The organism is Bradyrhizobium sp. 186 (assembly GCF_023101685.1).
Taxonomy (GTDB): Bacteria; Pseudomonadota; Alphaproteobacteria; order Rhizobiales; family Xanthobacteraceae; genus Bradyrhizobium.
The window spans coordinates 1973237-1987055 of record NZ_CP082164.1 but is presented as its reverse complement, the minus strand read 5'-3'; the positions used below and the strand labels follow the sequence as shown (position 1 = coordinate 1987055).

At 64.6% G+C, this 13819-nt stretch carries 14 protein-coding genes; 5 read left to right on the top strand and 9 right to left on the bottom strand.

Annotation, left to right across the window (positions count from 1 at the left end):
* Window positions 1–5: 5 nt before the first annotated feature.
* The 4 genes from IVB18_RS09280 to IVB18_RS09265 all read right to left on the bottom strand — a co-directional run bounded on the left by IVB18_RS09280 (window position 6) and on the right by IVB18_RS09265 (window position 4762).
* Entirely contained in the window at window positions 6–611 is a 606-nt protein-coding gene (locus IVB18_RS09280) for a K(+)-transporting ATPase subunit C (protein WP_247988882.1), read from the bottom strand.
* A 111-nt stretch (window positions 612–722) separates the two neighbouring features.
* Window positions 723–2837, bottom strand: coding sequence for a potassium-transporting ATPase subunit KdpB (kdpB, locus tag IVB18_RS09275; protein WP_247988881.1), 2115 nt, complete (start codon window positions 2835–2837; stop codon window positions 723–725).
* 19 nt (window positions 2838–2856) lie between these two features.
* Window positions 2857–4560, bottom strand: coding sequence for a potassium-transporting ATPase subunit KdpA (kdpA, locus tag IVB18_RS09270; protein WP_247988880.1), 1704 nt, complete (start codon window positions 4558–4560; stop codon window positions 2857–2859).
* 112 nt (window positions 4561–4672) lie between these two features.
* A complete protein-coding gene (locus IVB18_RS09265; RefSeq protein ID WP_247988879.1) occupies window positions 4673–4762 on the bottom strand; it encodes a K(+)-transporting ATPase subunit F in 90 nt (29 codons plus the stop codon).
* 623 nt (window positions 4763–5385) lie between these two features.
* Here IVB18_RS09265 and IVB18_RS09260 point away from each other — a divergent pair.
* The 5 genes from IVB18_RS09260 to IVB18_RS09240 all read left to right on the top strand — a co-directional run bounded on the left by IVB18_RS09260 (window position 5386) and on the right by IVB18_RS09240 (window position 9064).
* Complete coding sequence (locus IVB18_RS09260) at window positions 5386–5853, top strand: hypothetical protein (RefSeq protein ID WP_247988878.1); 468 nt, start codon at window positions 5386–5388, stop codon at window positions 5851–5853.
* 242 nt (window positions 5854–6095) lie between these two features.
* Window positions 6096–6287, top strand: coding sequence for a hypothetical protein (locus IVB18_RS09255; protein WP_247988877.1), 192 nt, complete (start codon window positions 6096–6098; stop codon window positions 6285–6287).
* Window positions 6288–6305: 18 nt separating this feature from the next.
* The gene (locus IVB18_RS09250) at window positions 6306–6680 is read left to right on the top strand and encodes a hypothetical protein (protein ID WP_247988876.1); all 375 of its coding nucleotides are present in this window, start codon (window positions 6306–6308) and stop codon (window positions 6678–6680) included.
* A 128-nt stretch (window positions 6681–6808) separates the two neighbouring features.
* Entirely contained in the window at window positions 6809–7444 is a 636-nt protein-coding gene (gene upp / locus IVB18_RS09245) for a uracil phosphoribosyltransferase (RefSeq protein WP_247988875.1), read from the top strand.
* A 33-nt stretch (window positions 7445–7477) separates the two neighbouring features.
* The gene (locus tag IVB18_RS09240) at window positions 7478–9064 is read left to right on the top strand and encodes an AMP-binding protein (RefSeq protein ID WP_247988874.1); all 1587 of its coding nucleotides are present in this window, start codon (window positions 7478–7480) and stop codon (window positions 9062–9064) included.
* Between the two features lie 6 nt (window positions 9065–9070).
* On the opposite strand, the gene IVB18_RS09235 is transcribed toward IVB18_RS09240, so the two are convergent.
* The 5 genes from IVB18_RS09235 to flgE are packed head-to-tail and all read right to left on the bottom strand — an operon-like array spanning window position 9071 to window position 13792.
* A complete protein-coding gene (locus IVB18_RS09235) occupies window positions 9071–9982 on the bottom strand; it encodes a flagellin (protein ID WP_247988873.1) in 912 nt (303 codons plus the stop codon).
* Between the two features lie 15 nt (window positions 9983–9997).
* A complete protein-coding gene (gene flgK, locus IVB18_RS09230; protein WP_247988872.1) occupies window positions 9998–11773 on the bottom strand; it encodes a flagellar hook-associated protein FlgK in 1776 nt (591 codons plus the stop codon).
* 18 nt (window positions 11774–11791) lie between these two features.
* The gene (locus tag IVB18_RS09225) at window positions 11792–12253 is read right to left on the bottom strand and encodes a flagellar protein FlgN (RefSeq protein ID WP_247988871.1); all 462 of its coding nucleotides are present in this window, start codon (window positions 12251–12253) and stop codon (window positions 11792–11794) included.
* A gap of 9 nt (window positions 12254–12262) precedes the next feature.
* Window positions 12263–12523, bottom strand: coding sequence for a hypothetical protein (locus IVB18_RS09220; RefSeq protein ID WP_247988870.1), 261 nt, complete (start codon window positions 12521–12523; stop codon window positions 12263–12265).
* A 3-nt stretch (window positions 12524–12526) separates the two neighbouring features.
* Entirely contained in the window at window positions 12527–13792 is a 1266-nt protein-coding gene (flgE, locus tag IVB18_RS09215; protein ID WP_247988869.1) for a flagellar hook protein FlgE, read from the bottom strand.
* Window positions 13793–13819: the final 27 nt, after the last annotated feature.

Genomic DNA, 13819 nt, shown 5'->3' with positions numbered 1-13819 from the left:
GACCGCTATTTCGCGGCAACGCGATCGAGCGCGAGGTTTAGCGCAAGGACGTTAACCCGCGGTTCGCCGATCAGGCCGAGCAGACGGCTCTGGGTGCTGGAGGACACGAGTTGCCTGACCTGATCGTCCGGCAGATTCCGCGCCTTCGCCACCCGCGGCACCTGCAATTCCGCCGCTTCCGGCGAGATGTCCGGGTCGAGGCCGCTGGCCGAGGTCGTGACCAGGTCGACCGGTACGGCGGCATTCGGATTCTCGGCTTTCAGCTTGTCCAGATCTTCCTTCAGCCGGTCGGCCAACGCCTTGCTGGTCGGGCCGAGGTTGGAGCCGCCCGAATTGGTCGCGTTGTAGGGCGCCGGCACCGTCTTGGTCGAATCATTGGGGTCCGGCGCAAGCGTCGCCGAGGGGCGGCCGTGGAAATATTTGTCCGCCTTGAACTCCTGACCGATCAGGGCGGAGCCGACCACCTTGCCGTCGCGCTCGATCAGGCTGCCGTGCGCCTGCGCGGGGAAGATCGCGCCGGCAATGCCGGTCATCGCGAGCGGATAGGCGAGGCCCGTAATGGCGGTGAGCACCAGCAGCAGGACAATGGCGGGGCGGATTTCTCTGAGCATGTTACGTCTCCTTATTCTTTCGTCATTGCGAGGAGCGAAGCGACGAAGCAATCCAGGTTCTCAGCCGCGGAGGCATTTCGGGATTGCTTCGCTCCGCTGGCAATGACGGGGTTATGCAAGGTGCAAGGCGACGACGACGAGGTCGATCGCCTTGATGCCGATGAAGGGAATGACAATGCCCCCCAGGCCGTAGATCAGCAGGTTGCGCTGGAGCAGCGCACCGGCGCCGACCGCGCGATAGGCAACGCCCTTCAGCGCGAGCGGGATCAGCGCGACGATGATCAGCGCGTTGAAGATGATCGCCGACAGGATGGCGCTCTGCGGGCTCGACAGGTTCATGACGTTGAGCACGTTGAGCTGCGGGTAGAACGCCAAAAACATCGCCGGGATGATCGCAAAATATTTTGCGACGTCGTTGGCGATCGAAAACGTCGTCAGCGCACCGCGCGTCATCAGGAGCTGCTTGCCGATCTCGACAACCTCGATCAGCTTGGTCGGGTTGGAATCGAGGTCGACCATGTTACCGGCCTCGCGGGCGGCCTGGGTGCCGGTGTTCATGGCCACGCCGACGTCGGCCTGGGCGAGAGCCGGTGCGTCGTTGGTGCCGTCGCCGCACATCGCCACCAGCTTGCCCTTGGCCTGCTCGTCGCGGATCAGCTTGAGCTTGTCCTCAGGAGTCGCCTGCGCCAGGAAGTCGTCGACACCGGCCTCCGCCGCGATCGCGGCGGCCGTCATCGGGTTGTCACCGGTAATCATGATGGTGCGGATGCCCATGCGGCGCAGCTCGGCGAAGCGCTCGCGAATCCCGCCTTTCACGATATCCTTGAGCTGCACCACGCCGAGCAGGCGGCCGTCCTTGGCGACCGCGAGCGGCGTTCCGCCTGACTTGGCGATCTCATCAGAAATGGCGCCGATCTCGCGCGCCACATCCGAACTGGCGGATGGCTGAACGGCACGCGCCGCGTTGCCCGATGCGAGTGCCAGCGGCGCACCGCCGTTGACATAGTTGAGGATCGCATCGACCGCGCCCTTGCGCACCGACGAACCGCCGGCATCGACACCGCTCATGCGGGTCTGCGCCGTGAACGGAATGAAGGTCGCGCCAAGCTCGGCCATGTCGCGGCCGCGAATGCCGTATTTCTCCTTCGCCAGCACGACGATGGAGCGGCCTTCCGGCGTCTCGTCGGCGAGCGAGGCGAGCTGGGCTGCATCGGCGAGCTCCTGCTCGGTGACACCGCGCACCGGACGGAAGGCCGTCGCCTGGCGGTTGCCGAGCGTGATGGTGCCGGTCTTGTCGAGCAGTAGCGTGTCGACGTCGCCGGCGGCTTCAACGGCGCGGCCCGACATCGCCAGCACATTGAAGCGCACCAGTCGGTCCATACCGGCGATGCCGATCGCCGAAAGCAGCGCGCCGATGGTGGTCGGGATCAGGGTCACGAACAGCGCGACCAGCACGATCACCGAAATCGACCCGCCGGCATAAGCAGCGTAGCTCGGGATCGTCGCGGTGGCGAATACGAAGATAATGGTGAGGCCGGCGAGCAGGATGTTGAGCGCGATCTCGTTTGGCGTCTTCTGCCGCTCGGCGCCTTCGACCAGCCTGATCATGCGGTCGATGAAGGTCGAGCCTTGGGCTGCGGTGATGCGGACGCGGATCCAATCTGAGAGCACCTGCGTGCCGCCGGTGACCGCTGACCGGTCGCCGCCGGATTCGCGGATCACGGGGGCGGACTCGCCGGTGATGGCGGCCTCGTTGACGGAGGCGACACCTTCGATCACCTCGCCGTCCGAGGGAATCGTGTCGCCCGCCTCGACCAGCACGCGATCGCCGACCTTCAGGCCCGTGCCGGGCACGAGCTTGTAGTTCTGCCCCGTCCCGGTCAAAAGCTTGGCTTGGCTCTCGGTGCGGGTCTTGCGCAGCGATTCCGCCTGCGCCTTGCCACGGCCTTCGGCGACCGCTTCAGCCAGATTGGCGAACAGCACGGTAAACCACAGCCAGAGGATGATCTGGAAGGTGAAGCCGAGATTCTCGCCGCCGGTGACGAGGTCGCGCAGGAAGATCACGGTGGTGAGCGCGGCCACGATCTCGACCACGAACATCACGGGGTTCTTGATCATCAGCCGCGGATCGAGCTTGGTGAATGACGCGCGGATCGCGGGCACGACGATCCTGGGGTCGAGCATCGCCGAGACCGAAGCGCGTTTTTGCAGTTTCATGGTTTCCATGGAGGTCGCTCCAAAACAATCAGAAGACGTTGCCGGCGTTCATCGCGAGATGCTCGACGATCGGGCCGAGCGCGAGTGCCGGGAAGAAGGTCAGGCCGCCGATGATCAGGATCACGCCGACGACGAGGCCGACGAACAGTCCGCCCGTGGTCGGAAACGTGCCAGCCGACGGCGGGATGGATTTCTTGGCGGCCAGCGAGCCCGCGATCGCCATCGCCGGAATGATCATGAAGAAGCGGCCGACGAACATCGCGACACCGCCGGTGATGTTGTAGAAGGGCGTATTGCCGGTCAGACCAGCAAAGGCCGAGCCATTGTTGCCGGTCTGCGAGGTGTAGGCATAGAGCACTTCGGAGAAGCCGTGCGGGCCGGCATTGGCCATCGAGGCGACTGCCGAGGGCAGCACCACGGCGACCGCCGTCCAGCCCAGGATCATCAGCGGCAGGATGAGAATGGCGAGCATCGCCATCTTGACCTCGCGCGCCTCGATCTTCTTGCCGACATATTCCGGCGTGCGGCCGACCATCAGGCCTGCGACGAAGATCGCGAGGATGACGAACAGCAGGATGCCATACATGCCGGCGCCGACGCCGCCGACAACGATCTCGCCGAGCTCGATATTGATCAGCGGGATCATGCCGCCGAGCGCGGTGAAGCTGTCATGCATGGCGTTGACCGCGCCGCAGGAGGCGGCCGTGGTGATCACGGCGAACAGCGAGGAGGCGACGATGCCGAAGCGGACTTCCTTGCCTTCCATATTGCCGCCGGTCAGGCCCAGCGCGCTGAGCGTGTTGGTGCCGTTGGCTTCCGCCCAGTAGGTGACGGCGACGCCGGCGATGAACAGCACGCCCATCACGGCGAGGATGGCCCAGCCCTGGCGCTGGTTGCCGACCATGCGCCCGAACACATTGGTCAGCGCCGCGCCCAGCACGAAGATCGACAGCATCTGCACGAAGTTCGACAGTGCGGTCGGGTTCTCGAAGGGATGCGCGGCATTGGCGTTGAAGAAGCCGCCGCCATTGGTGCCGAGCATCTTGATCGCAACCTGCGAGGCGACCGGGCCGACCGCGATCGTCTGCTTGGCGCCTTCGAGCGTGGCCGCTTCAACGTAATCCCCAAGCGTCTGCGGCATGCCCTGCCAGACCAGGAAGAGCGTGTAGACGACGCAGACCGGCAGGAGGACGTAGAGCGTGCAGCGAGTGGCATCGACCCAGAAATTTCCGACCGTGCGCATCGAGGCGCGCGAGAAGCTGCGGATCAAGGCCACCGCGAGCACGATGCCGGTCGCCGCCGACAGGAAATTCTGGTGCGTCAAACCAAGCATCTGCACGAGATAAGATATCGTGCTCTCGCCGCCGTAGTTCTGCCAGTTGGTGTTGGTGATGAAGGAGATTGCGGTGTTGAAGGAGAGATCCTCGGCGACCGCACCCTGCCCGGCCGGATTGAAGGGCAGAACGGCCTGCAATCGCATCACGCCGTAGATGATGAGGAAGCCGCCGATATGAAACAACAGCATGGCGACCGTGTAGGTCAGCCAGTGCTGCTCGCGCTTCTCGTCGACGCCCGAAATCCAGTAGATGCCGGCCTCGATCGGACGCAGCACCGGCGACAGGAACGTCCGCTCGCCGTTGAACACGCGCGTCATGTACCAGCCGAGCGGCTTGGTCAGCGCGACGATAGTGACGCAAAACAGAATGATCTGGAGCCAGCCGATCACAGTCATGGAATTAACCCTTCAGGCTTGGTGCCCGACGCATGAGCGGCAAGAGCACCACGAGCAGGTACGGGACGAGTACGGCATCCGCCAGCAGCAGTTTGAGAAGAGGCAGCATGGATCAGAACCGCTCGGGCCGCAGCAGCGCGTAGGTGAGGTAGATCAGGAGACCGAGCGACACGGCGCCGGCGAGCGAATAATCGAAGGTCATGGTCAGCTCCATCAAAGCCGTTCGCAGGCGTAGGTGTAACCTATCGCGAGGGCGAAGAAGCCGAAGCCCAGCGCCAGCATCAGAATGTCCATCATGGCGATACTCCTCGTTACGAGACGATATCCGGCGCAACCTGTCTCTGGATCCCGGCGGACCGCTTGCTTCGCACGAACGCGACGCGTGTCTGCGCCCGGCCGGGACTTTCACCGTGCTGAAGTGCCACCGCGCAGATAGATTTTCGAGATGAGGCCTATGGCGAAGTTATAGGAATCTCATAAAGGCCAAGACTTGGCTTGTCGCGCAGGCACCAAGGCGGGAGCTTGGCTGGCGACACAAGCTCCCCTGTCGTCCCGGCGAAGGCCGGGACCCATAATCACAAGTTTTGGTTTGGCGAAGACTCGTGGTGACCAGCTTCGCGCCACAACTTCTCCCTGGGAGTATGGATCCCGGCCTTCGCCGGGACGACACCTCCCTTGAATAGCCCAACCGGTTGCGGGAGCCTGATCACGGCACTTATGAAATCCCTATATTTCGCGCCCCGCCCTCATCTCGTTTTCAAATGCCCTTCCAGCCATCTTGGGGAGGCCGGCCGACTGACCGACGCCAATTCCGGGAGGCCTGACATGACCGCCGCTCTCCGACGCTACGATCCACCCTCGCTCAGCGAGCGCCTGCGTGCTGCACACGCAATGACGCGGCCGCTGATGCTCGAAATCATCGACAAGGCCTGTCGGCGCATCCCTTCACTCGGACAAAGCGAGCGCACCGCGCGCGTCGTGCGCCTGATCGACGCTGAGGCCTGGGCCGATGCGGCGCTGGCGCTGATGGAGCTCGAGCTGCCGCTGTGGCAGGTCCGACGCATCGCCTATGACGAAGGCGAGTGGCATTGCGCCCTGTCGCGCGAACGCGAGCTGCCGGACTGGCTCGACGCCGCGGTCGAAGCGCGCCACGCGGATCTTTCGCTCGCCCTGCTGTCGGCCTTCATCGAAGTCCAGGCGGTCGCTGCGGAGATGTCGCGACCGAGCGTTCCTTCTGTTCGCGCGGCGCCGGATCCGCTTTACGAACCTGTCGTCTGCGATAATTTCGGCTAGAGCGGCCTGACGGGTTCGAGCCTTGCTGCAATCTCCGGATATACCGCACATGCTGAGTCCTGCGCGCGTGATGACACGCTTCGCCGTCCGCCTCGCTCTGCGCCTATCCGCCTGCATAATCGCTTCATTCCGCTCATCGCCTCTCCAGGGAGAGCCCGGCGGCGCTCAAATATGCCCTGAGCATGCTCGGCTTGATGCGGCCGGACACGAGCCACGGCCGCTGCTGATGAAGGAATCCAAAAATGTCGATGCTGACACATGGCTTTGGGCACCGTTTTGGCTGGACTGAACGGCAGCCACGGATATCGAAGGCGCGCAAGGCCCAACTCAAGCGCGTCGCGCTTCGCGCGCTGGCTTTGCTCTCGATGGGCAGCGTGCTGGCCGCGCTCATCGCGCTGAAGACCGTGATCTATCTCTGGCACCTTGCCGCCTGACCGGCATGGCGGACCATCATGACCCTGCAGATGTGTGAGGAGGCCGCCATGGCCGCAATCGCTCTTCAAGCGGCCCTTCGCCCGCCTGACGCCCAGCAGGCGCAGGCGGTGCCGCTCAAGCCGCTCGATCCCGACGTCGTCAGCGCCTCCATTCCCGCTTTCTTCATCGGCCGCAACAAGGCCGGCCTCTGGGTCGCGCGCGAGACGAACGGCCGCGTCGGCGGTCTCTTCCTGTTCAAGAGCTCGGCGATCGCTTTCGCCAACCGGCAGAGCAAGCCGGCAAGGTGCGCGCTGGTGTTTCCTGCCGAAGCCTTCGAGCTCGACATCGAGAACCGGGGCAACCTGCTGATCGCGCTGACGGTGCGATGCGTACGGCGATCGAACGGGAGTTGAGCATGGCTGCCTACGAGGCGAGCAATCGGGCGCGCTCGGCGGTCGCAACGCCTGCTTGAGGCCGCGTATCCCGCGGAAAAGGCCGGGCCGATCTGGCGTAGTTTCGCGGAACCGTGTAGAGCGGTTTCATGAGCACCAGCAAGGTCAACATCGTCGCCCACCCCCTGGTCCAGCACAAGCTCTCCCTGATGCGGGAGAAGGACCGCTCGACCAAGAGCTTTCGCGAGATCCTGAACGAGATCGGGATGCTGCTCTGCTACGAGGTGACGCGCGACCTGCCGCTGGAGCTGGTCGAGATCGAGACACCGATCGCGCCGATGCGGGCACCGAAGATCGCCGGCAAGAAGCTCACGCTGGCGCCGATCCTGCGCGCGGGCGTCGGCTTCCTCGACGGCATGCTGGCGCTGATGCCCTCAGCGCGTATCGCCCATATCGGGCTCTATCGCGACCCTGAGACGTTGCAGGCCGTGGAATATTACTTCAAGGCGCCGCAGGACCTGTCCGACCGCACCGTGATCCTGATGGACCCGATGCTGGCGACCGGCAACTCGGCCTGCGCCGGCGCGTCCCTGCTCAAGGACCGCGGCGCCCGCGATATCCGCTTCGTGTGCCTGCTGGCCGCGCCGGAAGGCATTGCGCGATTCCAGAAGGAGCATGCCGACGTGCCGGTCTGGACCGCCGCAATCGACGAGCGGCTGAACGACCACGGCTACATCGTGCCGGGCCTGGGCGATGCCGGCGATCGGATGTTCGGCACCAAGTAGACAGTCCTGCGCGATCGGGTTACTCCGGCTGCCATGCACGCTACCGATTTCTCACTGCAATCCCTGATCCGGACCGAGGCCGCCACCGACCCCGCCTTCGTGTTCGACGGCACGCCCGTCTCGTGCGCGGAATTCTCGTGGAAGGTCGAGCAAACCGCCGCCTGGCTTGCTGCGCAAGACATCGGCAAAGGCGACGTGGTCGCGGTCTGGCTGGTCAACCGGGTCGAATGGATCGCGCTGCTGTTTGCCGCGGCCCGGCTCGGTGCCATCGTTGCCGCCGTCAATACCCGCTACCGCAGCGCCGAGGTCGCGCACCTGCTCAAGGTGTCCGGCGCCAAACTCATGGTGGTCGAGGCCGCGTTCCGCTCGATCGACTTCGCCGCCATTCTCGCAGATGTCGCCAAGGCCGAGGTGCCCACGCTGCAAAAGCTCGCGGTGGTCGGCGCGGACACGATCCCCGCGCATTGGCCCTCCGTGCGCTTCGACGCCTTCGACAAGCCCTGCCCGCCCGCGTCCCCCGCCGACAGCGACGTCGACCTGCCGGTTCTGCTCTACACCACGTCAGGCACGACCAAGGGCCCAAAGCTCGTGGCGCATTCGCAGCGGACGCTTGCCACGCACGCCGCCTCCGTCGCCAAGGCGCTCGCGCTCTCGCCGCAGTGTCATTCGCTGCTGGCCATGCTGCCGTTCTGCGGCACTTTCGGCATGACTAGCTCGCTTGCCTTCCTGGCTGCCGGTGTGACGGTCCATGTCCTGGACGCCTTCGAGGCGGCACCAGCGTTGAAAATTCTTGGCCAGCACAAGATCACGCACGCATTCGGCTCCGACGAGATGTTCCGCCGTATCCTGGCGCTGACCGACTTGCCACAGCCGTTCCCGCAGGCGGAAGCGTTCGGCTTCGCTGCGTTCCAGCCGGGCTGGCGCGAGCTTGCCGCGAAGGCCGAGGCACGCGGCATGCCGCTGTTCGGCCTTTACGGCTCGAGCGAGGTGCAAGCGCTGTTCTCGATCGGTCGCGCCAGCGACGCCTTCGCCGACCGCATCGAGGGTGGCGGCTGGCCGATGTCACCCGACGCGATGGTCCGCGTGCGTGACACCGAGACAGGTGAGCTTGCCGTGACTGGCGTGTCCGGCGAGATCGAGATCAGCGCACCGTCGCGTTTCCTTGGCTATCTCAATAATCTAGAGGCGACGCGCGATGCGATCACCGCGGATGGTTTCTTCCGTACCGGCGACATCGGCCGCCTGCGCGGCGACGGCTCGTTCGTCTACGAGACCCGCGCGGGCGACGCCATGCGGCTCGGCGGCTTTCTTGTCGCACCCGGCGAGATCGAGGACGAGCTCAAGTCCTGCGCCGGCGTTGCCGATTCCCAGGTCGTCGCCGTCGATCTGAACGGCCAGGCCCGCTGCGTCGCCTTCGTGATCCCGGCCCAAGAACTGCACCAAGGGCCGCCGCAGCAGGAGGCGCTGACCGCGCGCTTGCGCGAGCGGCTGGCCGGCTACAAGGTTCCGGCACGGATCTATGTCGTCGAGGCCTTCCCCGTCACCGACAGCGCCAATGGCGTAAAAATCCAGCGCGCCAGGCTTCGCGCCATGGCGATGGAGCGGATTGCCGCCGAATAGGCCGCCCTATTTCAGATAGTTCGCGAGGTTCAGGCTCAGGATCTTGCCGAGCGCCGAATAGGACGCGGTGAGCTGCGCCTCGTAGGTCGAGAGCTGCGCCGTGATGGCGGCGACGTCGACGCCGGTGAGATCGTTCGACAGTGTCTCGGCATAGCTCTTGTAGTCGGTCTGACGGGCGCTCGCCGTCTCGATCGACGACGCCGAGTTGGAGAGCTTTGCCTGCACCGCCGCGGTATCGTCGAGCGCCGTGCTGGCGAGATCGAGCGCGCTGGAGATATCGGAAGACGATAGCGAAGTGCTATTGGCCACGAACTTCAGGACGCGCATCACCTCCTCGAACGCCGAATTGTCGGCGGTGACGCCATAGGACACGGTCTCGTCGGCAGCGACGCGCACCGAGGCGATCTCGTCGTCGCCATTATAGTAGCTGGTGTCTGCCGTCGTGGTGGAGCCGGTGCCGGACGAAAAGTTCGTGAGATCGACCGGCGCCGTGTCCGTCTTGCCGCCGGCAAAGACATACTGGCCGTCATATTGCGTGTTCATGAGCGAGCCCATCTCCTCCAGCAACTGCTGGGCCGAGCCGATCACCGAGTTCGTCTCGGTCGAGCTCCCGGTCGAGGCGGCGCTGAGCTGGGAACGGAGCTGGGTGAGGATGTCGGTCATCGAGCCGACGGCCGAATACATCACCTGGACCTTGCTGTCAGCGAGCGTGGCGGCATCGATATAGGATTGCGCGCGCGTCACCGAGACCTGAAGATTGACGACATGCTGCGAGTCCGAACCATAGCCGCCGAAATCAGTCGAGATCATGCCCGACGATTCCTGGACCTGCTTGTTGGCCATGACCGACTCCACGCGCATCGCGTCGGCGATCATCTTGTTCGACTGGGCGAATGTGGCCACACGCATCGCGACCATGGGCCTGCTCCCGCTTTATGTCGACTGCACGGCGCTCAGTAGCGCCGAATACATGCTGTTGATGGCCTGGATCAGCGCGGAAGCCGCCGAATATTTGTTCTGGAGCGTGCTGAGCTTCGCCGATTCCTCGTCGAGGTTGACGCCCGACTGCGACGACAGCGAGCTCGCATAGGTCGACTGCGCAATCTCCTTCGCCGTGTAATTGGTGGATGCTTGCGACGACTTGCTCGCGACATCGGACACGATGGCCGAGGCATAGTCGGCGAAGGAGCCCGTGGTGGCGGCGAGCCCGCCGCTGGCGGAAAATGTCCGGGAGTCCGTCAGAGCATCGTAGAAGGCATTGACGACGGTAGCAGACCCCGACGACAACACTGTGCTGCCGACCGTCAGACTTGACGAGGAGTCCAGCGTCGCGAGCTGAAGCTCGTTCGTTCCGGACAGGACCTTGCTGTTGACCGCGATATCCGACGCACTCGTTCCCGTCACCAGATCGTTGAGGCCGAAATACTCGGAAAATCCCTCGCCGGAGCTTCCGACCGAGCTCGTCATCTTGTTGATGGCGACGCCGTTGCCTGAGCCGGTCGTCGTAATCGAGAGATGGCCGTCCGAATCGACCGAGGCCGACAGTCCGGAGATGCCGTTGATCGCGGTGACGAGATCGCCGACCGTGGAATAGGACGACAGATCGAGATCGCCGTAGGAGACCAGATTTCCGCTCTGGTCGGTGACGGCGATGCGCACTGTGCCGGTGGCGGACAGCGCAGTGCTGCTGGTGACAGGGGTCGTGCCGGTCAGGCTCGTTGGGGCCGGCACCGAGGAAGCGCTGTTCGAAATGCTGTTCATCGCGGAAGCGAGCTGCTGCGCGAGCTGGTCGAGCTGGGACTGCGCCGCCGGCAGGGTCTTGTCGCGGAGCGTAATCAGCGCGCCGATGTCGCCGCCGGTGATCTGCGAGGTGATGTCGACGCCATTCACCGTGATCGCGGTGAAGCCGCTCGACGAGGAACCAGCGGTGTAAGTCGTCGATGACGTCACATTCGGCGCGGCAGTATAGCTGATCGTATGCGCGCTGCTGTCGACCAGCGCCTGGCCGGATGTGGTGTAGATCTGGAGATCGCCGTTCGACGCCGTGAAATAGCTGATGTTCATCTTGGAAGCGACGTCCTGGAGCGCAGTGTTGCGCTGGTCTTCCAGGTCCGCGGTCGACTGGCCGGTCGCTGCCGTCTGCTTGATCGCGGCGTTGAGGTCCGCGATCTGCTGCAAGTCCGTGTTGACGTCGTCGATCGAGGACGCGATGTCCTGGTCGGCGTCGGCGCGAAGCTTCTGGATGCCGCTCGACGTCTCCCGCAACTGGCTGGCGACGTCGTCGAGCGCGCTGACGACGTTGGATTGCAGCGACGCGCTGCTCGGCGTGCTCGCCAGCGACAACAGCGCCGATTCCAGCGAGGCAATGCTGTTGGCGAGCGAGGTTCCGGTCGAGCTGTCGTCGGTGCTGCTGGTCGAGCCGTAGAGCTTTTCGAGCGAGGTCAGGTACGTGTTGGTCGTGTCGGCCGATCCGAGATCGGAGGTCGCGCTGATCAGCGACTTCAACAGCAGCTTATCGACCGTCGAGGTGATCCCCGTCACCGTGACGCCGGTGCCGACGCCGTTGGTGACGCTGCTCGACTGGTTCGCGGTCTTCTCGGTATAGCCCGTCGTGTCGGCGTTCGAGATGTTCGACGACGTCACGCTGATCTGTACCGACGTGGCCGACAGCCCGCTGAAGGCGATCGATCGTGCAATATCGAGTGACACGGCGGGCTCCTCGCGGCGTCAGGCGCTGCGGCTGGTGCCGCTGGAGACGGCGCGCGCGGCGACGCGGCCGGAGGCGCCATAGGGCGAGACCGCCGCGATCTGCTCGCGGATCGCCTGCATGACGGCCTCGATCCGGCGATTGCTGGCCTCGATCGCCGCGCGCAGGCGCACCAAATTCTCGTCCATCGCCGCGCGCAGCTTCAGGATCCGCTCCATGAGCTGCTCGCGCAAGAGCCGGTCGGGCACGCTCAGGCTGGTCGTTCCGGCCGCGCACTCGGCAACGGTCCGTTCGAAGATCTCCGCCAGCCGGTTCTTCTCATCGACGTGCTTCAGGCGCGAGGCCGGCAGGCCCTTGGCGAGCTCCGCATTCTCCTCCGCGACCAGCGCGGTCAGCGTATCGATCAGTGCGATCAGCGACTTGATCCGCGCGTCGCCATTTGCGGCGTTTGTCCTCGTGGCTTGGGCTACAGTCATGGTCATCGCCTTCTTCTAGTTATGCCGGTTGCCGCGGCCGGCCTGCGAGTTGCGCAAATACGCACCGATCGCGGTCGTCCTGACGGTTGCCTGCCTCATCTGGCCCTCGACCTCCGCGCATTCCTTCAACAGGCCGCGGCGCGTCGTCTCGACGTCGTCGATAAGCGCGAGCAATTGCCTGCGGTCGCCACCCTCGACGGTCGCGGCCCGCGCCACCAGCCGACGTAGTCTGCGCAGCAGCGCCTCTCCGGCAGCTTTGCCTTCCTCACCGCGCATCGCTCACCTCATGGCCGAGATCAGGGTGTCGTACATCTTGTTGACGGTCGAGATGACCTGGGACGCCGCGGAATAGGCCTGCTGCGCCGAGATCATGCTCGAGAACTGGCTGCTGGTGTCGGTGGTCGAAGATTCCAGCTCGCTGCCGTAGATCGTGCCCGCGCCGTTCTCGCCGGACGCCTGCAACGCCGCGTTGCCCGACGTCACGGTCGCGGAATAGAGTCCGTCGCTGGAGGCGGAGAGCCCGGTTGGATCGGCAAAGGTCGCCACCGCGATCTTGTAGATCGCGATGGTCTGGCCGTTGGAATAGGTGGCGTCGACCACGCCGTTCTTGCCGATCGAGATGCTGGACAGCTTGCCGTAGGACAAGCCGTCCGAATCGATGCTGGTGACGTTGACCGACGGCGTCGTCTCGCCGGAGGCGTATTGCGTCAGACCGTCGGTCTTGCCGGCGGTGCCGAGAGCCATGGTGATGGTGCTGTCGGCCGCGCCGTCGGTCCAGCCTGTGATCGAGACGGTCGCCGGGTCTGGACTGGTGCTGGCAAGCGAGCCGTCGCTGTTGAAGGTGATGTCGATCGTACCTGAAGCGGTGCCCGTCGCGGTCGTGGTGTCCGAGGCCGAGGTCGGATTGACGAAGCTCGCGCTCCAAGCGTTGGAGCCGGTCTTGGTCCAGGTGACCTGCATCGAGTTGGCCGCGCCAAGCGAATCGTACACCGTCATCGAGCTCGTATAGGTGTCGCCGGTCGCGGCATCCGACGGCAGGTTCGCCGCAATCGTGGTCTTGGTGGTGGCGCTGCCGCTGGTCGATGCCACCTGGGTGTTGATGGCCTCGAGGTTGCTCGCCGATTCGTTGCCGACGACATTGCCGTCCGCATCGGTGCGCCAACCCTCCAGGTAACTGCCGTTATTCTCGAGATAGCCGGCGTTGTCGGTTGAGAAGGCGCCGTTGCGGCTGTAGGCGACGGTGCCGCCCGACGTGGCACTGGTCACAACGAAGAAGCCCGAGCCCTGGATCGCGACGTCGGTGGCGTTCGAGGTCGCGGCCAACAGGCCCTGCTGTGTGATGTTGGCCCGGCCCGAGACGGTGACGCCGCCCGAGGCATAGGAGGTCGTGTTGCTCGATGCTGTCACGAGCGCGTCGAACATCCCGGTGGTCGTCTTGTAGCCGGTCGTATCCGAATTGGCGATGTTGTCGCTGATCATCGACAGGGACTGGCTCTGCGCGCTGAGCGCCGAGATTGCCGAAGACAATGCACCGGTGAGACTCATGATGAAACTCCAGGGAAATCAGGACGG

Bases quoted from the DNA above. Each gene is read 5' to 3' on its own strand.
- IVB18_RS09225 (WP_247988871.1), bottom strand. From the start codon at position 12,253: ATGACCATGACTGTAGCCCAAGCCACGAGGACAAACGCCGCAAATGGC.
- IVB18_RS09280 (WP_247988882.1), bottom strand. From the start codon at position 611: ATGCTCAGAGAAATCCGCCCCGCCATTGTCCTGCTGCTGGTGCTCACC.
- IVB18_RS09240 (WP_247988874.1), top strand. From the start codon at position 7,478: ATGCACGCTACCGATTTCTCACTGCAATCCCTGATCCGGACCGAGGCC.
- IVB18_RS09260 (WP_247988878.1), top strand. From the start codon at position 5,386: ATGACCGCCGCTCTCCGACGCTACGATCCACCCTCGCTCAGCGAGCGC.
- IVB18_RS09255 (WP_247988877.1), top strand. From the start codon at position 6,096: ATGTCGATGCTGACACATGGCTTTGGGCACCGTTTTGGCTGGACTGAA.
- flgE (WP_247988869.1), bottom strand. From the start codon at position 13,792: ATGAGTCTCACCGGTGCATTGTCTTCGGCAATCTCGGCGCTCAGCGCG.
- IVB18_RS09250 (WP_247988876.1), top strand. From the start codon at position 6,306: ATGACCCTGCAGATGTGTGAGGAGGCCGCCATGGCCGCAATCGCTCTT.
- kdpA (WP_247988880.1), bottom strand. From the start codon at position 4,560: ATGACTGTGATCGGCTGGCTCCAGATCATTCTGTTTTGCGTCACTATC.
- IVB18_RS09220 (WP_247988870.1), bottom strand. From the start codon at position 12,523: ATGCGCGGTGAGGAAGGCAAAGCTGCCGGAGAGGCGCTGCTGCGCAGA.
- IVB18_RS09235 (WP_247988873.1), bottom strand. From the start codon at position 9,982: ATGGTCGCGATGCGTGTGGCCACATTCGCCCAGTCGAACAAGATGATC.
- kdpB (WP_247988881.1), bottom strand. From the start codon at position 2,837: ATGGAAACCATGAAACTGCAAAAACGCGCTTCGGTCTCGGCGATGCTC.
- upp (WP_247988875.1), top strand. From the start codon at position 6,809: ATGAGCACCAGCAAGGTCAACATCGTCGCCCACCCCCTGGTCCAGCAC.
- IVB18_RS09265 (WP_247988879.1), bottom strand. From the start codon at position 4,762: ATGACCTTCGATTATTCGCTCGCCGGCGCCGTGTCGCTCGGTCTCCTG.